Source organism: Vibrio rumoiensis, from assembly GCF_002218045.2.
GTDB lineage: Bacteria > Pseudomonadota > Gammaproteobacteria > Enterobacterales > Vibrionaceae > Vibrio > Vibrio rumoiensis.
The window spans coordinates 1,572,683-1,596,846 of the sequence record NZ_AP018685.1 but is presented as its reverse complement, the minus strand read 5'-3'; the positions used below and the strand labels follow the sequence as shown (position 1 = coordinate 1,596,846).

The window sequence follows — 24,164 nt, the reverse complement described above, 5'->3', positions numbered from 1 at the left end:
TCGAAAAACTACAGTAAACCGTTTTCTTCTAGATATTTGGTTACAGAGTCATAGACTTTCTGAGCATTTGGAGAACGTTCGGCAAATACTTTCCATTGTGTTTTAGCAATTGCGCGGAATTTTTTACGTTCTTCAGCAGACCAGTTGTGAATGGTGATATTAGGATCTTTTTCCGCTTTTGCGACCGCAGCTTGGTCGGCAATACGAAGTTCGGTTGTCATATCGTTAGCAAAGTCACGCACCGATACGGTTAGGATTTCTTGTAGATCCGGAGTCATTTTGTCCCATTTCTTCTGGCTAATTGAGACATCAATTAATGGTAGAGAATGGAAACCTGGTTGAACTGGGTGAGGGGCAATATCGTTCATGCCAGCTTTTTGGTTCGTTGAAAATACCGTGTAGTCAGCGGCATCAATAACACCTTTACTTAAGCCTGTAAAAACTTCAGAACCCGGTAAGTTAACGGGTGTTGCTCCAGCGGCTGCGAACACTTGTTGCACCAAACCTTCTGGCGCGCGAATTTTCAAACCTTTCAGATCGGCTACGCCATCAAGTGGTACTTTCGATACCAAAGACTCAACGCCAGTTGTCGAACCACCGATGAACTTCACACCATAAGGTTTATAAAGCTCGGTCATCAATTCATAACCACCGCCGTAATTGATGTATTGAAGTAATTGGCCAGTGTTTGACCACGCTCCAACCATATTACCAATCAGGCCAAAAGCGGGATCTTTACCTGAAAAGTATTCGGTCGCAGTCAGTTGTCCATCAAGAATACCTTGACGGATGGCGTCTAAAGTTTCGGTATTTTTAACCACACTGCCAACCGGAAGCAGGGAGATTTTGATGCGGCCATTCGACATGGTTTCAACACTTTTGGCCCATTTTTGTTGGACTTGAAAGTTTTTATCGCCCGATGGATCGGAGGATTGAATTTTAAGGTTAAAGTCAGCGGCTAAAACAGAGGTGGAAAATATTCCAGCTAAAGCGGCAGTAAGCAAAGTGCGTGTCAGTTTCATTTTATCGTCCTTTTGATTGCACATAGAGGCATTACGTATTGGCGTATAAGTTCCGATTATAAGAATAATGTTACCGGTAACTTGTAATGAAAATGTTACCGGTAACTATTGGTCTGTGCTATTAACTGGATCACAAAAAACGATCTGCTGAATGATTTAATGAAAAGAGAGAGCAATAGCGTTAGTGTTCTCCGTTGGCGCTAGAAATAATATTTGGAAAAGCCACCAAGAATAAAAGGAAATGGCACGAAACGATGTAATGCATGTAATGAAAGGCGTGTTAACTCAGTTCATCCGAAAATATCTTATCGCGGATTTTCCAGAATCGACCGGATTTTCTCGCAATAATAAATAATGGTAAGCGGAAGCGATGTTGGTTGTTGGCCACTTTGGTTGGTGAGCTTTCTTCAAATGGACGGTGTCTGTCGGCAAGGTGAGGGCGGACAAACTGCTCGGCAAAATTTTGTTTTTGTTTTTTAGTACTTAACGACCAAAATTCGTGGACTAAAGCATGAGGTTGATCATCATTGCTTTCCCCAGAATAGGTGACTTTTAACTGAGATTTACCATCTTGAGTTTTATGAACATTGAGCTGCATATCTTTGCATTCAAACACCAGCGCGTCTTTGAGGTTTAATGCATCTCGCAGTTTTTTGTCTGGGTCGACCAACGTTGCATCACATTGATGACAGATACGTGCGGCAATATCATTATCTGCGCCACATTCAGAACAATACTTCGCTTTAAATCGGTAGCCACAATGTTCACGTTCCCCTGTGGGTTTGTCATCGTCGTCTAATACTTCAAAGTACCCTTGGCAGCGGCGTCCATAATGTTCAATCAGCATGCCGTTGTTATCCAGTTTGCCCCAGAAGGTATTGTTAAATCCACAAGCCGGACAAGGTATCGTGACGGCGTCACTAGTTGGGTCGGGTTTCGTTTCTCCGACTTCTGGTTGATACAAATCGTAATTATTGCCAGCATAATCGAGTACCAAACATTCGGTTTTATTTTCCGCTAAACGTAACCCACGGCCGATGATCTGTTGATATAAACTCACGGATTCTGTCGGGCGAAGAATTGCGATGAGATCCACATGAGGGGCGTCAAACCCAGTCGTTAATACCGATACGTTGACTAAAAACTTAATCTGTTTGGCTTTGAACTGATTGATGATGCGGTCGCGTTCGACTTGATGAGTATCACCGATAACCAGTGCCGATTGTTCCGCAGGTAATAAGGTTAAAATTTCTTGTGCATGACGAACGGTGGCCGCAAAGATCATGATGCCTTGCTTGTCTTTCGCCAGTTCAATAATTTGCTCAATGATTTGTGGCGTGGCGCGTTTAGATTGCTCAATCACTAAGTCGAGATCGGCTTCTTTATAACGGCCCGCCAATGCCGGTTTTAAATGAGAGAAGTCATAGCTCAGTACCGGGGCATCAATCATTCTGGCAGGAGTTAAAAAACCTTCATCGAGTAAATATTGGATTGGCAATTCAAAGATACAGTCGCGGAAGAAGCGTGGCTCAGGTGATTTCACTTGGCCGGTTTTGCCCCGTACTTGATATTGATAAATCCAGCCCATTCCTAGGCGGTAAGGGGTGGCCGTTAAGCCTAGAATTTTAATGCCAGGATTCACGCTTTGTAGATGTGAAATGACTTTGCGGTAGCTACTTTTAGGGTTATCAGGAACGCGATGGCACTCATCAATCACCAACAACGAGAATTGATTGGCAAACGCATCTAAATTTCTAACAACCGATTGCACCGAAGCAAAAACCACTTGTTCATCGGTTTCTTTTCGGCCGAGCCCCGCTGAGAAAATCGCGCCTTTTAACGGTCTATCATCCGTCGAGTAGCTTTCGTATTTCGCATGATTTTGTTCAACCAACTCTTTTACGTGAGTCAGCATTAATACTCGGCCTTTGGCAAGACGAGCCAGCTCTGCGATCACTAAGCTTTTTCCCGCACCAGTGGGTAACACTATCACGGCAGGATCGCTGTTACTGCGAAAATAATGAATAACCGCTTTTACGGAGTCAGCTTGGTATGGGCGAAGTTTGAACATGAGGTAATTAAGTAAAAAAAGACCGGCTCAGAGTACTGATAATTTTAAGGGATTGCTAGAGGCGCTAACAAAGAAAGCCCACTGAATGTCGATTTCAGTGGGCTTGACGAGTGATCACTTAGGTATTATTTCAGAGTAGTGGCATCGGAAACACCAGAAAGAGCATTGTCGGTTAAGAAGTCAATTAACTCAGTTTGCATCTCGGTATGTTGAGTGATGTCACTATAATCACTCGCAGGAGCAATAACCGTTGAATGGCTTGCACCGCTATTAAATTGCACCCAATTACGAGCACCATCTACGACGGTGTTACTTGCATTGGTCGGCGTTAAACCCAGAGCTAAAGCTAATGGCTCGGTACCTGCAAAGGTATTCGCCACTTTATTTGGTACGACTTTATCACCGTCAACTTCACTGACATACACAGGAAGAGCAGGGTCGATATAACTCGCAGTATTGACTGGATCGACCGTATCCAGAATTGTTTGAGCAGCAAAAGAGAATGCAGCAATATTTTCCGCACCAACATTGCTGACAATACTTGGACCAAATGTTTGTGAATTAATGAGCAAAGGTGCAATTTGACTACCTGCGTTAGCAAAAGCGCCTGAGCTAAATGCAAACAGTTGATCTGCATTTGCGTTACCTAATGTTTCATTGGCTGCTGCAACAGCAGAAACCCCAACAATACCACCCAGTGAATGGCCAAAGAATCGAGGAAGCTGAGTAAAGTTCACTTTCGCAAACTCGGCAAAAGCAGGAGAGGCCGCTAAGCTAGGTTCAGCTTGCAGTGTTTTTGCTGTCACAGATAATGCAGCGCGTAGACCAATAATATCTAAGATACTTTCTCTAACATTGTCGCGTGCAACCGGTAAGTAAGATAAATTGATATAGGCCGTTGGGTCTATATTGGCAGAACGTGTACCATCGAGAGAGCGTTCACCATGTAACGGCTGATCGATCGCAATGACGGAGATACCACTGGCTACCATGTTGGCCGCGAAAGCATAAGCATTTTCTTTGGCTGAAGTAATACCGTGCTGGTACACCACAATTGGTGTAGAACCTATTGATGCTCCTTTTGGTGTGAACAAAATAAAGGGCACTTTTTCTAGCGATTTAATTTTTGGTACAGGGCTATATTGAGTAATAATACGTTGACTATCTAAAGCGTTGCCAGCGGCATCTTTTAGTTTAAGCCCAATCAGTTTTAGTTGCTCACTAGAGTCAGATAATTTACTTGGATCAATACCTTTTTCAACCAACTGTTGCATGATGTTGCTTGCATCCGCGCCCTCAAGAGCATGCTTAATAATGGCAAGGCTTGGCATTCCAGACTCAAAAGGGGTCTTGTTCCAGTTATCACCTTTTTCAAGGAAATATGGCAAATTGACGATACCTTTAGAGACGGTAACCGCGGCGGCGGAAAGTTGAGAATTTAATGCTACTTTTAATGCGTCACTATTCTCGCCGCCAATGTAAGTGGTAAAGTTTTCATCCGCATCTAGCATTGCGGCAAAGTCACCACTACTTGCAATGCTCATGGTATATGCACTGCTGAGATCAACATCATTCGGGTTCGCTTCGCCTTTCCAAATCGCACCAATACCATCACCTCCTGCGAGTTTAGAGGCTAGACCTTGAGCCACTGCAGCCTTGGTTGCGTATAAGGTGTCACCAATTGATTGGGTCGTAAACCAAGTAGAATAGACAATGCTCTTTGGATCAATTCCGGCTTGAGAGAAAATACCTTCGACGCCTTTAATCACTTGCTGAAGAGAACTAAGATCACCAGTTTCAAAAGTATTGGTGTTGGTTTTCAGCGCTGCATATGACGATGACATGCCAACTGGATCACCGTCTTTATCTGTTATCTGATTGGTAAGGGCAATGATGTAATTGCTCTTTTCATCCAAAGGTTTGGTCGGAATGATATTGACACTATTGGCTTGAGTGACGATTTGAAAGTCAGTGCCTTGGGTGAGTACGGCTTTGACTTTTGGTGAACCCGTTAAGCTGTCTGTTAGTTCAATAATTGCCACACCGGAATTCAGGACTGCTGAATTAAAGCCCACACCTTTAAAAGGAATGGAAATTGGTTGAGAGGTTGACCAACCATCCATTTGGCTTAATGCTGCTTTAGGGTTGCTTAAAGCATCATCCCCACCAGTAGGGATTTCTAGCGTGCCATCGACTTTATTCATCAAGATAAAGGTGGGAAGAGGGACGTTTTGGTCTTTTCCCTGCAATGTGAAGTCAACCTTTGTACTTTGTGCTAACGAGTCATTGATATAAGACTCAAACTGGTTACTTGAATCCGTACCTGTGCTGCTTTTTTCATCGCCACATGCGGTGACAAGTAACATCGCCGAGCAAAGGGCGGTTAATTTAAAGTATTTATTCATAGTATTGTCCCTTTACTACTGATTAAAACGAGTAATTGACTTGTAAAGACGTGATATAAGCCGGGCCTTCAGAGCGGAAGTGGCTTGTATTACCGGTTGTTGGACTAGTTTCTTCAAAACGGCCATCTTTACTATCGATATACGCAAAGCCTGCGTCGAAGGAAAGATCGGGAGTCCAAAAGTAAGTTAAGCCAGCGGTATACCAATAACGATCGCTATCAGGAATACTTAAAGTTGGCGAGCCGGCTTGCTCATCATAAGCAAAGCCTGCGCGTAAGATCCAACTGTCATTTGGTTGGAAGCTGGTACCGATTGCCCAGCGTTGATTATCTTCGTAATGTTCCACTTTATTGAAACATACACCGCCATTACAGTTATTACTTGTTGCTTCAAGCTGTTGGAATTTGCTCCAATTAGTCCACTGCCAACTGTAGTGAACGGCCCATTGACGTGTTAGTTGGTGGAAACCTGCGAGTTCAACAATATCAGGGAGTTCAATATCTAGATCCGCATCTGTTTTACCTGGGCTTCCCGCCGTTAATACTTGTCCGGTATAGTCTTTAAACGTGCCATCTTTAAATTTTAATTTGGTCGAGGAACGGTAAGAGGCACCGAATCGGTTATTTTCATTAATTTCAAATAAAGCGCCGACATTCCAGTTATAACTAAAAGTATCACCTTTCATGGAAATCAGAGGGTCAGAGCTGCTTTGACCAAAAATAGGGCCAACAGCACCTAAGCTGCGTTTAAGTTCAGCTTGGGCATATACTAAACTGACACCGGCACCAACACTAAAATGATCATTGATTTTGTAGGCAATATTAGGGTTTACATTAAAAGAAATTAAAGAGGTTTTACCTGCCATATCACCTGCGGCAATGTCGGTTGGATAATCGGTTGTTACTCCGTATGAAGTAAACATGCCTATCCCCCAAGCCCATTGTTCATTAATTGGGCTTGCGTAATAAAATGCAGGAACCACTTGTAGTGGAGCAATATCGTTCGATCCCTGATTTGTACTTTCGTCGTAGACATCGATTTCGGGATCGATAATTGAAACTGCGCCAGAAAATTGTGCTTTATCAAAATGGGTCATGATGGCTGGGTTAGCTGATATTTCACTTGCATTATCCCCAATGACACCGTCGCCTGAAAATGCACGACCTAAACCAGAGGCGGAATGTTCTACAACTTGGAAACCAGCAGCATGAACTTGAGAAGCTAGAGCAATCGAAATTGCTAATAGCGAATATTGTGTTTTTTTCATTGTCATCCCTTACACATTAATTATTTTATTGTGCCTCATCGGCTTGGTCCGATGTGTTGTTAATAGTTTTATTACTTAATGTGATTTATTGGTAACATTAATTGCGAAAAATGCTACAAGGTTAATATTTTTGCAATTTATCTTATTTCTTACGATAAATCAGGTATGACCAGTATAACTTGTTGATAATATTTGAATTTTATTTTTGTTTATTTTTTAAGCAAAAAATGAAGGGTTGATGTGTTGATACTAAAGTCTAATGTGGTGCTAACTTTTTGATTTAATTTTAGACTAAGGTCGAGGGGGTTAATTTATTTCGTGAATAATGTTTTATGATTTTTGGGGTATAAAACAAACAAAAAAGCGTTGGAAATTTAATTGTGACAAGATACTACAAAAGTCTAAAAATAAACCAATAATAATATTATCAGTACGGTTGCTCGTTATTTAAACAGTTTTCACTTTGTTTATTGATTCCATTTCTGATGCTCTCATTGCTTTGTTTCATTCCTTTTCTCTTTTTATCAAATAACCAATCAAATTTGTGAAATAGCTCAACTAATGGAGGAAATATCTCTATAATGAGCTTTCATGCTGGAGTTCAGGATGGTTAGTTTTTCGCGGTAAAATTTTCACGAAAAAGAAACTGCCCTAGTATTTGGCCAACATTTATGTGTGCTGACTCAGTCAAATAATTTGCAGTCAGACTAGAGGTATTCATGCGTTTAGATAAGTTTTTATGTGAAACATTAGGAGTGACTCGTCGAGAGGCGACTATTTTACTGCGCCGTGGTGAAGTGACTGTGGATGGAAATACGGTCAAAGTGGCATCAATCAAGGTAGGGGAAGAGTCTCGTGTTGAATGGCAAGAACGTCATTTACCGATGCCAGGTCCTCGCTATTTTATGCTGTTTAAGCCGGATGGCTTTGTTTGCTCACATGAAGACAGTAATAACCCGACGGCTTTTACTTTATTAGATGAAGTGAATATGGATAAACTCCACTTCGCTGGACGTTTAGATGTTGATACTACCGGTCTTGTTTTGATCACCGATGATGGTCAATGGTCGCATCGTATTACGTCACCAAAACACAAGTGTGAGAAAACTTATCGCGTATGGTTAGAAGATGCGATTGGGGATGACTATGCTCAACAGTTGGCGGAAGGTATTCAATTAAGAAGTGAAAAAGAGTTAACGCTACCGGCGAAAATGGAAGTTGTCGATTTTTCTCAAAATGAATTACTGCTGACCATTTCTGAAGGTAAATACCACCAAGTAAAACGTATGTTTGCTGCTTTAGGTAATAAAGTCGAGCAACTTCATCGTGAATCAATTGGAACGATTGTTCTTGATGAGGCGCTTGAACCTGGTGAATACCGAGCTTTAACCGCTGAAGAGATCGCATCTATTTCATAAGTTGATGCACTATTAAAGGCTTGCTTTTTCTATAAAGTGAGCCTTCTATCCCGCTTAATGTTATTCATTTAATAATTTCTATAGTTCGATAAACAGTCATTTTATCAACTCTTCGTAAAGGACAAGCTATGCCACAATCTTCCTTGCCTAAAAGCAGTTTTGTGTTATTTCTGATTTTAGGTTCAATTGGTTTATTGACACCATTCGCGATTGATATGTATTTGCCAGCAATGCCAACCATTGCGAGTGATCTTATGGTCAATCATGGCATGGTGCAGGGGACATTAACCGCCTATACCGCAGGCTTTGCATTGGGGCAGCTTTTACATGGTCCTTTGGCGGATAGTTATGGCCGTCGCCCAATATTAATGGGTGGGATTGTGTTTTTCGCGATCGCTTCAATTATCTGTGCCACGACCACTAGCATTGAAGCCTTACTGTATACCCGATTTGCTCAAGGTTTTGCAGGAGCTGCGGCAGCCGTGATTGTGCAAGCGATCGTTCGAGATATGTTTAATAAAGAAGAGTTCGCCCGAGCGATGTCTTTCATTACATTGGTTATTACCATTTCGCCACTTTTAGCCCCAATGATTGGCGGGCATTTAGCGGTATGGTTTGGTTGGCGTTCAATCTTTACTGTGTTGGCTTTGGTTTCTTTTATGGTACTAATGGCGGTGTTGTTTAAAATTCCGGAAACCTTAGCGCCTGAAAATAAACAGCCGTTGCGTTTTAAAACAACGATGCGTAATTACTTTAAATTAATCACCAATCCGGTTGCGTTTGGCCTTATCTTTTGTGGTGCATTCTCTTTTTCGGGTATGTTTGCCTTTATTACCGCCGGCTCGTTTGTTTATATTGATATCTACGGCGTACAACCTGAATACTTTGGGTATTTGTTTGCATTAAACGTTATTGGTATGGTGGCAATGACGAGTTTCAATGGACGTGCGGTTCGTAAGATGGGCTCACATTGGATGTTACGTTTTGGTCTTTGGTGCCAAACTTTTGCCGGAGTGGCGCTCCTGATTAGTTGGTTATGTGGGTTTGGTTTATGGGCGATTGTTCCATGTGTGATTTTATTTGTCGGAACGATTTCTATCATTGGCAGTAATTCGATGGGGTTACTACTGAGTAGCTACCCTCAAATGGCCGGTACTGCGTCGTCATTAGCTGGAACTTTACGTTTTGGTTTAGGCGCTGCAATCAGTGCACTTATTGCCTTTTTACCGAGTGGCTATGTTTGGCCAATGGTGATGTCGATGTTTTTATGTGCGGTTTTATCGGCAAGTTGTTATTGGTTGCTGAGTCGTAAGGCATAATCGAAGGCCTGACATTCGTTAGTTAGAACGACCGAAAGTTTAAATGTTACCCCTTTAAGTTAGAGAGAAATATGCAATATTCACAAGAAATTCAACGTGTAGTGACCACGGCTTTATCCGAATTAAAGCAACAACACCAAACGGGTAAGCTCGCGAATACTCCCATTACTAATACGCATTTTCTTGCTCGCTGGGTAACCAAAAGTATCAAGACTCAAGCTTTTGATGGGTGTGTTAAGCATGATTTAATTCGCTGGCAAAAACTAAGCCGTAGTAAAGGCGCGGGTAGTGAACTGATCGTGACGTTTGAGCGCATAGCAAAGTTATATCAACATTTTATACCAGCGGCTGGAGGCCCTAAACCGATTAAAGATTCTGACATTGAAGCCTTCATGGATCATATGGAAGAAAAAGGTTGGGAAGTGGTGAATGAGTTTGAGTTAACGGAAAAAACGCAGATCTTTGCTGATCAGCCGAACTCATTTGTTTTATGTGCAAAACAATGTGATGACTGCTTTGATGGCGAGCTATTGCATAAACCAATGAGCTTTTATGTCCGGGGTAATCACGCCGCTTTCATTACAGAGGCGACAGAACAAGGTTTCTTGTTGCATAAACAAACGGATTATAAATCGATAGTGAAGTATCACGGTGAATATCTGATTTATCCAAACAATATCGGACCTAAGTTGGCTGAAATTCCAATGAACTATTAATAGTTTTATTATTAAGATGAGTTAGTTATTGGAACTTTACCGTTTTATTGAATTTGTGTTTGATATTTGGTGTTGTGATGTTACGTATGACGGTAAGGAGCACGGAGTTAGAGCGTGGGGTGTAAACCTCTTCCTACAACAGGTTAATTAGTGTAAATTTCCTTTCTTATTATTGGTAGCAGGTGCAAGTTTAATGCTTTATCTTAAAAATCTTTGTAAGGGTTATATTGACGGGGGCGTTTTTCACCCTGTTTTACAAGGTGCTGAGTTATCATTAAAACGTGGTGCCCAATTAGCCTTAATGGGAGAAAGTGGTTCAGGGAAAAGTACTTTATTGAACATGATTGCAGGGTTAGATACTTGTGATTCTGGTGAAATAATTTGCTCTGATTTTCCCATGCATGATGTTCCCGATAGGCAAAGAACCGCTTTTCGACGTAATAATATAGGGCTGATTTTCCAACAATTTAACCTGTTAACGACTCTGAATATCGCCGATAATATTCGTTTCTGCCGTCAACTAAAGGGCTTACCTGAAGACCCGCATTTGTGGCGTCAAATTCTTTCCTCGCTTGATCTTATGCCATTGTTGGGCCGTTACCCTGAAGAGGTTTCTGGTGGCCAGCAGCAACGAGTGGCGATTGCTCGTGCTTTGTATATGGAACCTTCTTTGTTACTTGCTGATGAGCCTACCGGTAGCCTGGATGAGAAAAATGCAGAAGCGGTCATGCGATTATTAACCAGCTTATCAAGCAAAATGAATTGCACGTTATTATTGGTGACACACAGTGAAAGAGTTGCGGCGCATTTAGAAGGCTGCGTTCGATTACAAGGAGGCGTTCTCAATGTTGTGGCCCGTAGCTAAAGCTCTACTTGGCCATTATCGCCGTCATCCATTTCAAATTCTGTTGGTCTGGCTAGGGCTTACTCTAGGCATATCTTTATTCGTTGGTGTGCTAGCGGTGAATTATCACGCCAAGCAAAGTTATGCCAATGGTGAGAAGTTATTTTCCAACCCGCTTCCTTATCGTATACAGCCAAAACTCGCGAGTAATAAAATTCCGCAAGGTTTCTATGTTCAACTCAGGCGCAGTGGCTTTCACCAATGTGCTCCTTTTGATTCTTACCGCGTGGTTACCCATGATGGTATGCAATTAAATATCGTCGGCTTTGATCCAGTCGCGATGATGTCTTTTCAAGAAGGGCCAAGCCAGAAATCAAAAGATTTTCTCGAGTTAATGCGTCCGCCGTATCCACTGTTAATCAGCGCACAATTGTCTAAGTATTTGGATGTGAGTGACCATGACTTTATTGTATTGAAATCAGGTGAAAAGTTAGGGCCAATTAAAGTTGATACCCAAGGGCGAATTTCAGGTTCGCGATTAGTCGCTGACATGTCATTGCTCCGCAAGCTGAATCGCAGTGCTGGCTTTGATATGATCGCTTGCTCTGCTATGTCACCTGATAAGTTAGAACAATTACGTCATTATTTACCTGATGGGATCTCTTTACACCGTAATACCCGTGTTGAGTTAGGTTCGCTCACCAAAGCATTCCACATGAATTTAACGGCAATGGGGATGCTATCTTTCCTCGTTGGCTTGTTTATCTTTTATCAGGCGATGTCCCTTTCCTTTATACAACGTCAACCGTTAGTGGGGGCTTTGCGATTGACAGGAGTCTCAGGTTGGCAGTTAACCAAAGCCTTATTGCTTGAGATTATTGCTTGGATTCTCATTGGTTGGTTTAGTGGAACCATTCTAGGCTTAGCTTTAGCCAACCGATTGATGCCATCTGTTTCAGCCAGTTTGAGTGATTTGTACAATGCGGATGTTGGCCTTTCCATTGAATGGAATTGGGAGTGGATTCAATACAGTTTATTGATGTCTATCTTTGGGTGTTTACTTTCTTGTTTCTGGCCACTGGTTCGTTTAGTCCGTTCTCAACCGATTCGATTGGCTTCTCGTTTATCTTTGATTCGTTTTGCTGGACGAGAATTTGGTTTACAAGCATTTGTTGCCTGTATTTGTACGGTTGCAGCCGTAGCTTTGTATCAATCACCCACAACGCAAGAAGAAGGGTTTACGCTGATCGCTTTAATGCTGGTGAGTGTGGGTTTGGTCATGCCATATTGCCTTTGGAAGTTGTTTACCAGCTTCTCTTTCACCATGCCTTGGGTCAAAGTGCGCTGGTTCTTTGCCGATATTGCCGCAAGTATGAGTTATCGTGGTGTCGCTGCGATGGCCTTTATGCTGGCTCTCGCGACCAATATTGGCGTAGAAACGATGGTGAACAGTTTTAGAGCAACCACCGATCAGTGGCTAGTTCAACGTTTATCTGCCGACTTATACATAACACCAACGACGTCTTCAGCGACTCGAATGGGTCAATGGTTAGAAGCTCAGTCGGAAGTGAAAACGGTATGGTGGCGCTGGGAGAAATCATTACAAACGGATACTGGTACGATTCAAGTGGTTAGTTCTGGTGATACGGAAGGTGAGCGTAAAGCATTAACCGTGAAATTAGCCGTCCCTCAATTCTGGTATCTATTACATAACACTAAAGGTGTCATGATCAGTGAATCGATGTCATTAAAAGAAAATTTACGCCCGGGTGATCTTGTCAATTTACCAGAACCTCTCGGAGGCTCTTGGCCGGTTCTTGGTGTTTATTATGATTATGGTAATCCATACAATCAGGTGATCATTTCGCAGCATAAATGGACCGGATTATTCCAAGGAACTGGTGACGTTGCACTCGGTGTTGTTCTCAATGACAAATTGGATCCATCGGCTCTAATACAGCGGATGGAAAAACGCTATAGTTTGTCCCCAGAAAGGATTTATAACAACAATGCTATGCACACTAAAGCGATGATTGCTTTTGACCAAACCTTTAAAGTGGCCGATACGTTAGGCAAAATCACATTGTTTATTGCGGTTTTTGGTTTGTTTGTTTCAACCGTAGCCGGTGAAGTCTCTCGGCAAAAGCAAATTGCGTTACTTCGTTGTTTAGGTATTTCAGGGAAAGAATTGGTCATTTTAGGGGCACTACAACTTTTAGCTATTGGCTTGTTTACAGCTTTTATTGCGTTACCGTTAGGGATTGTTTTAGCCCAGTTAATGGTGGAAGTTGTGCTTAAAAACGCCTTTGGTTGGACAATGCAACTGTCGTTATTACCACAACAATATATTTCGACTTTTGCTTGGTCGTTATTAACTTTATTTATTGCGGGTGCGTGGCCGGTTTGGCATATGGTAAAAACGACTCCGATGAAGCTGTTGAGGGACTCATTATAATGAAGACCAAGCAACATCAATGGATGTTTAAAGCTACAGTGATGACGCTTGCTCTTATTTTGTTGTCAGGGCTTTTAGCACCGCATTTTATCAAGCAGTTAGTGGCGAAAGAAATGGATAGCTTGCATATTCAGCAAGCTGAACCGAAAGAAGATAAACACGCGGTTTATGAGCCTGTGTTGCCTGACTATACGGTTAAATATGGGCGGGACTTTGCCGCGCATGACAGCTTTCACCATGAAGTTTGGCACTATAGGGCAAATCTGAAAGGTAATGATGGTCAAGAATATGGTGTTCAATGGACGGTTTATCGTATTGCGAATGGCGATCATCAAGGCATTGGTTGGAATAATGCCCAGATTTATACCGCGCAAGTTGTGGTTTCAACAGCGAATCATTCTTGGTCTCAACAACGTATTTCTCGTGGGGGGATCGGGCAGGCGGGTGTCATGATGTATCCATTTAGATTATGGATAGACGATTGGAGCTGGGTATCGAATAATAATTTCGCAATGCCAAGCCACTTAATGGTAAAAACCGATGATTTCAAGGTGTCATTGAACAATGCCTCTTATGGCCCGTTTGTCTTAAATGGCGAAAAAGGCTATAAGAAAACGCATGACTTAATGTCGATCGCGTCTTATTCCTTTAGCGCGCCTTTCTTAAAAACAAAGGGGACGTTGACGCTTAATGGTCGAGAAGTGAAAGTACAAGGTTTAGCTTGGTTGGATAAAGAGTGGGGAAATCACCTTATCTCGACTCCTTCCCTGCGTTGGGACAGTTTCAATTTACACCTAACTGATGGTCGAGTGTTGTCATTAACGCAGTACCATAATTCACAAAATATTCGTTATATTTCAGGAACATTATCCAGAAAGAATGGATCTACGACTATCATTAAGAATGATGAAGTAAGAATATACCCATTAGAAAGACAACGTTTGTTAAATGGAAAAGAGTTACCTTTACGCTGGGTGATCGAATTACCCAAATATCAAATTAGCTTAATTACTCAATCGTTGAATAAAGAACTATGGTTACCATTCTGGGTTCCATCCTGGGAGGGCCCGATTGTCGTGACAGGCAGTCATAAGGGGGTTGGCTTTATGCAACTTACAGGTTATTAATTTATCAATAGCCAATTTCAATAAGTTAAGGTTTATATCGATTACTTATTTCATCGCTTTAATATTGATCGAACGCTTATTAGCTCGGAAAAACCGATGTTAAGTCTCTAAACAATCGATTTTTATAGTTTAAAATATCCAGATAGTATCAACGGATGTTTTGTTAAGTGACTTAACGCCAGACTAAGGAAAAGGTAATGCGCGATAAAGTAATTAATTTTTTTAAGATGGAATCAGCAAGTGGCATCATTCTCGTGATCGCCGCTGTTATTGCAATGTTGATCGCCAATTCATCTTTTGGTCCTCTATACCAAGATGCTCTTCATACTTACATTCTAGGAATGTCGGCTTCTCATTGGATTAATGACGGTCTGATGGCGGTATTCTTCCTATTAATTGGTTTGGAAGTGAAACGAGAGCTATTGATTGGCGCGCTACGTTCTAAAGAAACGGCAGTCTTTCCTGCCATTGCAGCAATTGGTGGTATGCTCGCTCCTGCACTTATTTATTTAGTTTTTAATTATAGTGACTCTGTTGCTGTGAGCGGTTGGGCAATTCCTGCGGCGACTGATATTGCATTTGCATTAGGGATCATGGCTTTATTGGGCCCACGAGTGCCAGTGAGCCTAAAAGTATTCTTACTTGCCTTGGCAATCATTGATGACTTAGGTGTCGTGGTTATTATCGCGTTATTTTACTCGAGTGATTTATCAAGCCTTGCACTGCTGGTTGGCTTTATTTCAACGGCTGTGTTGTTTTACATGAATATGAAGAATGTCACTAAAACACGTTGGTATTTGATTGTTGGTTTTATTTTATGGGTGAGTGTGTTGAAATCAGGCGTACATGCCACATTAGCTGGTGTATTAATTGGTTTTGCGATTCCTCTAGAAGGTGAAAAAGGTGGGAAATCACCATTGAAAACACTAGAGCATGCATTGCATCCGTATGTGAATTTCTTAATTTTACCTATCTTTGCTTTTGCAAACGCTGGTATTTCTTTGGCTGGTGTCTCATTAAGTGGGTTAGCATCAACTGTACCTATGGGGATCGCGCTTGGGTTATTAGTTGGTAAGCCTTTAGGTGTTTTTGCTTTTAGTTGGGTCTCCGTGAAAACAGGTCTCGCTAAGTTACCAGAAGGTGTCAACTTTAAACAAATATTTGCGGTTTCAGTCCTGTGTGGTATTGGTTTCACTATGTCGATTTTTATCTCGTCATTGGCGTTTACCAATGTTGATGCAGCCTTTGATACCTATGCACGGTTAGGGATTTTAATCGGCTCAACAACCGCTGCTATCTTAGGTTATTTGCTATTGCATATGTTCTTACCGAAAAAAGCCAACATTGAAAACTAGCATTATTCTGCTGATAGCGACAAAGGCCACTAAATAAGTGGCCTTTTTTGTACCTGCAATTTATTGAGAATCAGGGCGATAAGTCAAGTAATACGAAATTGGGATTGAAAAGCAAAAGATAAAAAAAAGCCCAAATCAAAATGAAATGGGCTAAAAACAATATAGGAGTTGTATATGAAAAAATTGCAGTTAGGTGTAGAAAATCTTGATGGATGAATAAACTAAGACAGCTTTCCAGCTCATTTCCACTTGCTACGTAATATAGGACTAAGCGAATTTCATTCAGTTCAATCTTTTTTCAAAAAAAAGTGACATTTTTATTAAGCTATTGAATTAGTTTGAATATTAAATTGTTGTATAAGTAATGTTTCGTATTTGTGATCGTTGCCTCTTGTTCGTTTGAGCTATCTTGATAATATTCAAACAGGTGTTTAATACGAGTGATTAAAATGACGGCAAAAAACAAAACAAAAGCAAAAATCATGGATGTGGCAGAGGCCTTATTTGCTGAGCATGGATTTAATGATACGTCATTACGAACGATCACCACCAAAGCTAACGTGAATTTAGCCTCAGTTAACTATCATTTTGGTGATAAAAAAACGTTGGTTAGGGCGGTGCTTAACCGCTATTTAGAAGCCTTCATGCCTGAGTTGGAAAAAAGTTTAACGGAATTAAATTTACGTGGTGACTATACCATGACAGATGTATTCAACACGCTAACTCAACCTTTATTATCCCTAGATAAACTGAGACCAAATGGCGCAAGTCGGTTCATGCTTTTAACGGGACGTGGTTATACGGATGTACAAGGGCATTTACGCTGGTTTATCACAACGCGATACAGCAGTGTGCTGAACTTATTTACCGACTCAGTAAAAAAAGCTAACCCAGCACTCGATGCGGAAACTTTGTTTTGGCGATTACACTTCACCCTAGGGACGTGTGTCTTCACCATGTCATCTAGTAAAGCACTGGCTGAAATCGCCTATAACTCTTATGGGAAAAAGGTTGATTCAGATGTGTTTATCCAACAACTCATCCCATACTTAGCGGCAGGTGTTGCCGCTCAAGCATAGATACAGAACATAATAAAAACGACTAGACTAATAACGTGGATAAAAGGAATAGATTATGAGCTCGCTAAGACAAAAATGGATCAGTGACCCAGCGTTTAAATGGTTTAAACAAGTATTACCACCGCTGTCCAGTACAGAAAGAGAAGCGATGGAAGCGGGTAGCGTTTGGTGGGATGGCCAGCTCTTTTCTGGTTCACCAGATTGGCAAACTTTACATAACTATCCAAAACCGACTCTGACGGAAGAAGAGCAGTCGTTCATTGATAATCAAGTCGAAACCTTACTTGCGATGCTTGATGACTACAAAGTGGTGCAAGAAGACCGCGATCTACCTAAAGAAGTGTGGGATTACATCCGCAAAGAAAAGTTCTTCGCACTGATCATTGATAAAGCTTATGGTGGCTTGAATTTCTCAGCTCACGCTAATTCAACCATTGTGACAAAGATTGCGACACGCAGTATTAGTGCTGCAGTCACCGTAATGGTTCCCAATTCTTTAGGTCCAGGTGAGCTACTCTCACATTACGGTACTCAAGAGCAAAAAGACTATTGGCTGCCACGCTTATCGGATGGTACCGACATTCCGTGTTTTGCATTAACTGGCCCTGAAGCGGGTTCAGATGCTGGCGGCATTCCTGATAAAGGTGTGGTGTGCAAAGGGATGCACAATGGTGAAGAAGTTTTAGGTATTCGCCTGAGCTGGAATAAACGTTATATCACGTTAGCACCGGTGGCGACGGTGTTGGGGCTGGCCTTTAAATTAGATGATCCTGAGCACCTACTTGGCGATAAAGACCACCTTGGTATTACCTGTGCTCTTATTCCTGCTGACCATGAAGGGGTCGAGATTGGTGAGCGTCACGATCCACTTGGCCTTGCATTTATGAATGGCCCAACTCGTGGTGAAGATATTTTTATTCCAATGGATTGGTTGATTGGTGGTGCAGATTACGCAGGTAAAGGCTGGCGTATGCTGGTGGAATGTTTATCTGCGGGTCGTGGTATTTCACTTCCAGCACTTGGCACCGCAATTGGTCACCTAACTAGCCGTACAACCGGTGCTTATGGATATGTTCGTAAGCAATTTGGTATGTCGATTGGTAAATTTGAAGGTGTGGCCGATGCCATGGCGCGTATTGGTGGCATGACTTATATGCTTGAAGCTGCCCGCACGCTGACCACGACATCACTTGATATGGGCGAGAAGCCGGGGATTGTAACTGCGATTGCGAAATATCATATGACCGAAATGGGTCGAACTATCTTAAATGATGCAATGGATATTCATTCTGGTCGTGCGATTCAAACTGGCCCAATGAACTATTTAGCGCACCATTACTATGGCGTACCGGTGGCTATCACGGTAGAAGGCGCGAACATTTTAACCCGTAACTTAATGATATTTGGCCAAGGCGCAACACGCTGCCACCCATTTGTGTTACCCGAAATGGAAGCGGCGGCAAATCCAGATGAAAAAGCGGGCGCAAAAGCTTTCGATGAGTTGTTATTCAAACACATGGGCTATGCGATTAAAAATAGCCTAGGCGCTTTTAGCATGGCGTTAACCGGTTCTCGCTTTGCGAAATCTCATACCTCTGGTGCAACCAAGCAATACTACCGCGACATGACTCGCTTGAGTAAAGCGCTTGCGGTGACTACAGATTTTGCGATGCTCACGCTCGGTGGAGAGTTAAAACGTAAAGAAATGCTATCCGCACGTCTTGGTGATGCATTGAGCTACTTATATTTAGGCTCTGCGGTTTTAAAACGTTATGAAGATGAAGGCTGTCAAAAAGACGATCTTGATTATGTTCATTACGCGATGAACCATTGTTTAAGCCAAGCGGCAAATGGTCTAGAAGAAGCGTATCGTAATATTCCGAGTCGTATTGCAGGTAATCTGCTGAAACTATTGGTTTTCCCATTTGGCAATCGTTTCAAAGCACCATCTGATAAGCAAAAAACTAAAGTGGCGGAAAGCTTGATGACTCCTGGAGCGCATCGTGATCGTCTAACACACCTTTGCTACATTGGTGAAGATGAAAACGATAATGTTGGTCTAATTGAAAGAGCATTCATCGCCATGTACGGTGTGAAGCATCTAGAGCGTAAAATGATGAAAGCGGTAAAAGATGGCAAGTTAGCGAAAGCTGGTCCTTTGAATGAACGTTTACAAGCGGCGGTTGAACAAAAAATCTTAACTCAAGATGAAGCCGAGCAAGTATTGAAAGCAGACGAAATTCGATATCGTTCAATTCAAGTTGACCACTTTAGCCATGATTTCAGTGAAATTCGTACTCATGATGCCGATAATAAGGATAAATCGTCAAAAAAGCTTGATAGCGCTGCTTGATCTGAAGGCGCGCATATCATACAAAATAGATGATTCTTGAGTATACTTAATGACAACGCCACAGCTACTGTGGCGTTTTTGCTTTGGTGGAGACTTGGTTAAACAGGTCTAACCTCTTGGGTATATAAGCAAAAAAATGCAGAAATAAGATGCGAAACCTTGGATAAACTTTTATCCTACAGGGGTTTTTTAAAGGAAGCTGAATATGATCATCAAACCGAAAATCCGTGGATTTATCTGTACAACAACACATCCTGTGGGTTGTGAAGCAAACGTAAAAGAACAAATTGCCTATACAAAAGCACAAGGTCCAATAGCCAATGCACCAAAACGTGTACTTGTCGTTGGTTCTTCAAGTGGCTATGGCTTGTCATCTCGTATTGCGGCTGCATTTGGCGGTGGCGCATCGACAATCGGTGTGTTTTTCGAAAAGCCAGGTACAGAGAAAAAAACTGGCACAGCGGGTTGGTATAACTCAGCAGCTTTTGACAAGTTTGCCAAAGAAGAAGGTTTATACTCTAAGAGCCTAAACGGTGATGCTTTCTCAAATGAAGCAAAACAAAAAACGATTGACCTGATCAAAGCTGATCTTGGCCAAATCGACATGGTGGTTTATTCATTAGCATCACCAGTGCGTAAAATGCCAGAAACCGGTGAAGTGATTCGTTCATCTCTTAAACCGATTGGCGAAACGTATACTGCAACAGCTGTTGATACCAATAAAGACGTTATTATTGAAGCGAGTGTTGAGCCTGCAACCGAGCAAGAAATTAAAGATACTGTCACGGTTATGGGTGGCGAAGATTGGGAACTTTGGATGGCTGCGCTGGCTGAGGCGGGCGTATTAGCTGAAGGTTGTAAAACGGTTGCTTATAGTTACATCGGTACAGAGCTAACATGGCCAATCTATTGGGATGGCGCACTAGGTCAAGCGAAAATGGACCTAGATCGCGCGGCTGCTGCGTTAAATGAGAAGCTTGCGGATCTTAACGGTACTGCGAACGTTGCCGTATTGAAGAGCGTTGTGACTCAAGCAAGTTCTGCTATTCCAGTGATGCCTCTTTATATCGCAATGGTCTTTAAGAAAATGCGTGAAGAAGGTGTACACGAAGGGTGTATGGAACAGATTTATCGCATGTTCACCCAGCGTTTATATAAAGAAGATGGTAGTGCACCAGAAGTGGATGATAAGAACCGCCTTCGCCTAGACGATTGGGAGTTACGTGAAGACATTCAACAGCATTGTCGTAATCTATGGCCTCAAGTCACGACTGAAAACTTGAAAGAGTTAACCGATTACGTAGAGTACAAAGAAGAATTCTTGAAACTGTTCGGTTTTGGCGTTGACGGTGTTGACTACGACGCTGACGTAAATCCAGAAGTTAACTTCGACGTACAAGACATATAATTTTCGTTAGTGGAAGTTTGAATGAAAGTGAAGGCGCTCCTCGGAGCGTCTTTTTTATTATTTGTAAACCATAACAACTTTAGATTTGGTCTATGTTTTAATGGTAATAATCGGTATAACTATATTCAAGTGACAATAAGATGCTGCAACTCGTATTCGATGATGATATTTGGGTATGAGAGGCGGGTGTAGTGGTTAGGGTAGATGAGATGGAAAATGTAGCAACACTGTATTTTTATGCTGGAAAAATGGGAGCCGGTAAATCGACTCACTCTCTGCAATTGGCAAAAGAGCTTAAGGCGGTTCATATCAGTGAAGATGAGTGGTTAGCGGCATTGTATCCTGATCAAATCACCAATTTTGAAGAATACTTAAAGTTGGCTTCAAGAATAAAACCGTTACTTTCCAAACATATTCAACAAATTCTTACCGCGGGAACCGATGTCGTCCTCGATTTTCCTGCCAATACGCGCCAACAAAGAGAGTGGTTTAAGCAGCTATTTGACCATGCTCAAGCTAAGCATCAACTGATCTATATTGATGCTGATAATGAGGTCTGTTTAGAGCAGATTAAACATCGACGTATCGAGCAGCCTGCACGCGCTAAATTCGATACGGAGGCAATGTTTCAACACGTAACCCAATATTTCGAAGCGCCTCAGCCCCAAGAAGGGTTTATGATTAAAACGATCCGTAAAGAAAGCCACTAGGGTATATATGAAGTCATTAGAGCTTAAAATAAAACCGCCGATTGTTGCTGTGATTGCCGTAATCATTATGTTTGGGCTCGATTATTGGCTGCCTAGGGAGACGCTAGGAGTAGGAGAGTATCGCTTGGGAATGGTACTAGGGTTAGTGCTTATTGGCGGGATGCTTGCGATGACAGGTGTAAAAAAGTTCATTCAAGCAGAAACCACCATTCACCCTGATCTAAAACACGCCACCAATACTCTCGTCACCGATGGTATTTATCGGATTTCACGAAATCCAATGTACTTAGGGATATTGCTTAATTTACTGGCGATTTCGGTGTGGTTGAATAACTGGTTAACTACCGGAATATGCATCGCGTTTGTTTGGTATATCACTCAATTTCAAATTAAACCTGAAGAGCGTTTTCTACGACAAAAATTTGGCAAGGAATACGCAGACTATTGTCAAAAAGTACGTCGCTGGTTATGAGCAGACACATTACCAGATAACTTGCTTATTGCGGATCGTTCAGGCGCAGGTGGCTTTGCCGCGAGGAGTATTACGGCTATTGTTTGGAATGATCATCTACCACCAATAATAATCAGTATCTATATTGCGCAAACAGAAGCTTCTATGGAAGAACGAAATGAGGCGATCGCTAAAATATTGGGCAGGTGATTTTTGATAGTTATATAGGAAATCCACAGCCATAAAGCAAAAAGACTGAAATTCGATTTTCTTTATACCCGTGATGCAACAAGACTAATCACTTTTTTATTGCAACGGTTTGCTATTGAGCGATACCATATAAAGCTATTTCTTTGTAAAGATCCAATTATGTCAGATGAAGAACTCGCGCTGAAATGGATGCGCCAACAAGCTCGAAAAATTGACCAATACGTTGTCAACCCATCATTTGATGAGTGTGTCGAACTGATTGAACCAGCCTTTAAAAAGGGTAAAAGTATTGCTCAGCTGAAATATTTATTGGGTGAAGCTGATCGAAGAGCTGGGGCAGCAGAACGCAAACATGCAGCCTTAAAATATGCCAAAGAAAAGAATCCTAACGCTGGTCAAATATTGCGCCTTCAAAGTAAGCTTCAACAAGTTCAGTTAGCATTGAAGTTAGCGACGGGTGATAACAATATGACGATATCGCAATTTTGCTCAGAGTATGATGTAAGCAAGCGAGACGGTAGTATTGCGTGGAACGAAACCTTGGTTAAGCTAAGTAAGAAAAAGTAATCATTTCAATAATTACCTTATATTTCTTCTAAAATTGAATTAACTCCCTGCATCAAATAGGCGTTTTTCAACGCCATTACCACCCATTTGATTGAATCGTAGTATTCATCTACTTTCAATTTTAACCGCGCTTAGGCTTAGCCTTAAATTCTTTAATACTACGTTTTTGTGCGCTACGGCGATTGGCTTGTTTATCTTTAGGTGGACGTTTAGCGGCGCCGCTGCTTGGCTTATCGGTAACAGGGAACCCATCTAAGCTTTGCAGGGGCAATGAGCGGCCTGTTAAGTGACGTATCGCTTCTAATGCAACGGTTTCTGCGTGACAGACTAACGATATTGCCAGACCTGTGTAACCTGCACGTGCGGTGCGTCCAACTCTGTGTACATAAATCGGGGCGTTTTCCGGAAGATCAAAATTAATCACGACTGGCAGAGCCTCGATATGAATACCACGCGCTAATAAATCCGTTGCGATTAAGACTTTAATATTCTGCTTTTTAAAGTCCGCCAGTGTCTGCTCTCGTGTCGTTTGATCTTTATTACCATGAAGAGCTGCGACCTTAATCCCAGCTTTCGTCAGTTTCTTGGTCAAGGCATCTGCATTGTCTTTGGCACTAATAAAAACCAAAATTTGCTGTAGCGGGTGTTTGGCTAACAAGGCTAATAGCGCATTGGTTTTGCTGCCTTTGTTCACGAGGTATAAATGCTCATTAATGTTGTCGGCCACACTATTTTGCTCCTGAGGTTGAATCTTTTGTGGGGCGTGCATGATGGCATTCATTTTCTGCGCCAGATCATCAGCAAGTGTGGCAGAGAAGCACAAGGTCTGGCGTGAGTTAGGCATCGCTTTTATGATGTTTTGAATATCGCTCCAAAATCCCATATCAATTAAGCGATCGGCTTCATCTAAGATCAATTGTGTCATTGATGCTAGGTCGAGACATTTTTCTTTTAACAGCGCCAGTAAGCGACCAGGTGTTGCAATAATAACCTTCGGTTTTTTATCGAGTTGTTGTCGTTGCAGTTCGATATCGATGCCACCGAATAAGCTTGCCATATTGATATTAAGGCTACGAGCAAGCGGGGAGAGGTTTTGGCTTATTTGTCTTGCAAGTTCGCGAGTTGGCACGATGATGACGGCTTGAATACTTTCATTCTTTTTATCTTCGGATTCGATCATCGATAGCATTGGCAGACCAAATGCATAGGTTTTACCACTACCCGTTTGTGCTAATGCAAGCACATCGGCTTTATTTAAAATTTCAGGTATAACCTGCTGTTGAATGGTTGTCGGAGTGACAACAGAATTCGGTAAAGCTTGAAGGAGTGTTGAATTGAGCTTGAGAGCACTGAAGGTCATGGATGTTTACCTGAAAAATATGAACGT

At 41.9% G+C, this 24,164-nt stretch carries 18 protein-coding genes and 1 pseudogene; 14 read left to right on the top strand and 5 right to left on the bottom strand.

Going from position 1 to position 24,164, the window contains the following annotated elements; genetic code table 11:
* Positions 1-8: 8 nt before the first annotated feature.
* The 4 genes from VRUMOI_RS07390 to VRUMOI_RS07375 form a co-directional block, all read right to left on the bottom strand.
* Positions 9-1,022, bottom strand: a complete 1,014-nt coding sequence (locus tag VRUMOI_RS07390; RefSeq protein WP_089139776.1) for a TRAP transporter substrate-binding protein — start codon at positions 1,020-1,022, stop codon at positions 9-11.
* A gap of 280 nt (positions 1,023-1,302) precedes the next feature.
* Positions 1,303-3,093, bottom strand: a complete 1,791-nt coding sequence (locus tag VRUMOI_RS07385) for a DEAD/DEAH box helicase (RefSeq protein ID WP_089139777.1) — start codon at positions 3,091-3,093, stop codon at positions 1,303-1,305.
* Between the two features lie 125 nt (positions 3,094-3,218).
* On the bottom strand, positions 3,219-5,498 hold the full coding sequence (locus tag VRUMOI_RS07380; RefSeq protein WP_089139778.1) for a VolA/Pla-1 family phospholipase: 2,280 nt from the start codon (positions 5,496-5,498) through the stop codon (positions 3,219-3,221).
* 22 nt (positions 5,499-5,520) lie between these two features.
* The gene (locus VRUMOI_RS07375; protein WP_089139779.1) at positions 5,521-6,765 is read right to left on the bottom strand and encodes an outer membrane protein transport protein; all 1,245 of its coding nucleotides are present in this window, start codon (positions 6,763-6,765) and stop codon (positions 5,521-5,523) included.
* 719 nt (positions 6,766-7,484) lie between these two features.
* On the opposite strand from VRUMOI_RS07375, the gene rsuA reads away from it, so the two are divergent.
* From rsuA to VRUMOI_RS07310, 14 genes and pseudogenes are all read left to right on the top strand, one after another.
* Positions 7,485-8,183, top strand: a complete 699-nt coding sequence (rsuA, locus tag VRUMOI_RS07370) for a 16S rRNA pseudouridine(516) synthase RsuA (RefSeq protein WP_089139780.1) — start codon at positions 7,485-7,487, stop codon at positions 8,181-8,183.
* 128 nt (positions 8,184-8,311) lie between these two features.
* Positions 8,312-9,502, top strand: coding sequence for a Bcr/CflA family multidrug efflux MFS transporter (locus tag VRUMOI_RS07365; protein ID WP_089139781.1), 1,191 nt, complete (start codon positions 8,312-8,314; stop codon positions 9,500-9,502).
* A 71-nt stretch (positions 9,503-9,573) separates the two neighbouring features.
* Positions 9,574-10,218 (top strand): DUF2913 family protein, encoded by a 645-nt coding sequence (locus VRUMOI_RS07360; RefSeq protein ID WP_089139782.1) that lies wholly within the window; start codon positions 9,574-9,576, stop codon positions 10,216-10,218.
* Positions 10,219-10,411: 193 nt separating this feature from the next.
* Positions 10,412-11,083: an ABC transporter ATP-binding protein gene (locus VRUMOI_RS07355; RefSeq protein WP_089139783.1), complete on the top strand. Its 672-nt coding sequence runs from the start codon at positions 10,412-10,414 to the stop codon at positions 11,081-11,083.
* Positions 11,064-13,517: an ABC transporter permease gene (locus VRUMOI_RS07350; protein ID WP_089139784.1), complete on the top strand. Its 2,454-nt coding sequence runs from the start codon at positions 11,064-11,066 to the stop codon at positions 13,515-13,517. Before VRUMOI_RS07355 ends, VRUMOI_RS07350 begins: the two co-directional genes overlap by 20 nt.
* Positions 13,517-14,644 carry a lipocalin-like domain-containing protein gene (locus VRUMOI_RS07345; RefSeq protein WP_089139785.1) on the top strand — a complete coding sequence of 376 codons (1,128 nt, stop codon included), beginning with the start codon at positions 13,517-13,519 and terminating at the stop codon, positions 14,642-14,644. The genes VRUMOI_RS07350 and VRUMOI_RS07345 overlap by 1 nt, the downstream gene beginning before the upstream one ends.
* Before the next feature lie 197 nt (positions 14,645-14,841).
* The gene (gene nhaA, locus VRUMOI_RS07340) at positions 14,842-15,999 is read left to right on the top strand and encodes a Na+/H+ antiporter NhaA (protein WP_089139786.1); all 1,158 of its coding nucleotides are present in this window, start codon (positions 14,842-14,844) and stop codon (positions 15,997-15,999) included.
* A gap of 449 nt (positions 16,000-16,448) precedes the next feature.
* A complete protein-coding gene (locus tag VRUMOI_RS07335) occupies positions 16,449-17,078 on the top strand; it encodes a TetR/AcrR family transcriptional regulator (RefSeq protein ID WP_089139787.1) in 630 nt (209 codons plus the stop codon).
* 55 nt (positions 17,079-17,133) lie between these two features.
* The gene (locus VRUMOI_RS07330) at positions 17,134-19,431 is read left to right on the top strand and encodes an acyl-CoA dehydrogenase (RefSeq protein ID WP_089139788.1); all 2,298 of its coding nucleotides are present in this window, start codon (positions 17,134-17,136) and stop codon (positions 19,429-19,431) included.
* 205 nt (positions 19,432-19,636) lie between these two features.
* Positions 19,637-20,839 carry an enoyl-ACP reductase FabV gene (gene fabV / locus VRUMOI_RS07325; protein WP_089139789.1) on the top strand — a complete coding sequence of 401 codons (1,203 nt, stop codon included), beginning with the start codon at positions 19,637-19,639 and terminating at the stop codon, positions 20,837-20,839.
* 209 nt (positions 20,840-21,048) lie between these two features.
* On the top strand, positions 21,049-21,549 hold the full coding sequence (locus VRUMOI_RS07320; protein ID WP_089139790.1) for an AAA family ATPase: 501 nt from the start codon (positions 21,049-21,051) through the stop codon (positions 21,547-21,549).
* Positions 21,550-21,556: 7 nt separating this feature from the next.
* On the top strand, positions 21,557-22,021 hold the full coding sequence (locus VRUMOI_RS07315) for a methyltransferase family protein (protein WP_089139791.1): 465 nt from the start codon (positions 21,557-21,559) through the stop codon (positions 22,019-22,021).
* 9 nt (positions 22,022-22,030) lie between these two features.
* Positions 22,031-22,245, top strand: a pseudogene (locus VRUMOI_RS19465) (hypothetical protein); the annotation flags it as partial.
* 124 nt (positions 22,246-22,369) lie between these two features.
* Entirely contained in the window at positions 22,370-22,777 is a 408-nt protein-coding gene (locus VRUMOI_RS07310) for a hypothetical protein (protein WP_089139792.1), read from the top strand.
* Between the two features lie 121 nt (positions 22,778-22,898).
* Here VRUMOI_RS07310 and VRUMOI_RS07305 read toward each other — a convergent pair whose 3' ends face one another.
* Positions 22,899-24,137 (bottom strand): DEAD/DEAH box helicase, encoded by a 1,239-nt coding sequence (locus tag VRUMOI_RS07305; protein WP_089139793.1) that lies wholly within the window; start codon positions 24,135-24,137, stop codon positions 22,899-22,901.
* Positions 24,138-24,164 lie beyond the last annotated feature (27 nt).

Bases quoted from the DNA above. Each gene is read 5' to 3' on its own strand.
- VRUMOI_RS07380 (WP_089139778.1), bottom strand. From the start codon at position 5,498: ATGAATAAATACTTTAAATTAACCGCCCTTTGCTCGGCGATGTTACTT.
- VRUMOI_RS07320 (WP_089139790.1), top strand. From the start codon at position 21,049: ATGGAAAATGTAGCAACACTGTATTTTTATGCTGGAAAAATGGGAGCC.
- VRUMOI_RS07360 (WP_089139782.1), top strand. From the start codon at position 9,574: ATGCAATATTCACAAGAAATTCAACGTGTAGTGACCACGGCTTTATCC.
- VRUMOI_RS07355 (WP_089139783.1), top strand. From the start codon at position 10,412: ATGCTTTATCTTAAAAATCTTTGTAAGGGTTATATTGACGGGGGCGTT.
- VRUMOI_RS07345 (WP_089139785.1), top strand. From the start codon at position 13,517: ATGAAGACCAAGCAACATCAATGGATGTTTAAAGCTACAGTGATGACG.
- VRUMOI_RS07375 (WP_089139779.1), bottom strand. From the start codon at position 6,765: ATGAAAAAAACACAATATTCGCTATTAGCAATTTCGATTGCTCTAGCT.
- VRUMOI_RS07350 (WP_089139784.1), top strand. From the start codon at position 11,064: ATGTTGTGGCCCGTAGCTAAAGCTCTACTTGGCCATTATCGCCGTCAT.
- VRUMOI_RS07330 (WP_089139788.1), top strand. From the start codon at position 17,134: ATGAGCTCGCTAAGACAAAAATGGATCAGTGACCCAGCGTTTAAATGG.
- VRUMOI_RS07305 (WP_089139793.1), bottom strand. From the start codon at position 24,137: ATGACCTTCAGTGCTCTCAAGCTCAATTCAACACTCCTTCAAGCTTTA.
- nhaA (WP_089139786.1), top strand. From the start codon at position 14,842: ATGCGCGATAAAGTAATTAATTTTTTTAAGATGGAATCAGCAAGTGGC.
- VRUMOI_RS07385 (WP_089139777.1), bottom strand. From the start codon at position 3,093: ATGTTCAAACTTCGCCCATACCAAGCTGACTCCGTAAAAGCGGTTATT.
- rsuA (WP_089139780.1), top strand. From the start codon at position 7,485: ATGCGTTTAGATAAGTTTTTATGTGAAACATTAGGAGTGACTCGTCGA.
- VRUMOI_RS07365 (WP_089139781.1), top strand. From the start codon at position 8,312: ATGCCACAATCTTCCTTGCCTAAAAGCAGTTTTGTGTTATTTCTGATT.
- VRUMOI_RS07315 (WP_089139791.1), top strand. From the start codon at position 21,557: ATGAAGTCATTAGAGCTTAAAATAAAACCGCCGATTGTTGCTGTGATT.
- VRUMOI_RS07335 (WP_089139787.1), top strand. From the start codon at position 16,449: ATGACGGCAAAAAACAAAACAAAAGCAAAAATCATGGATGTGGCAGAG.
- fabV (WP_089139789.1), top strand. From the start codon at position 19,637: ATGATCATCAAACCGAAAATCCGTGGATTTATCTGTACAACAACACAT.
- VRUMOI_RS07310 (WP_089139792.1), top strand. From the start codon at position 22,370: ATGTCAGATGAAGAACTCGCGCTGAAATGGATGCGCCAACAAGCTCGA.
- VRUMOI_RS07390 (WP_089139776.1), bottom strand. From the start codon at position 1,022: ATGAAACTGACACGCACTTTGCTTACTGCCGCTTTAGCTGGAATATTT.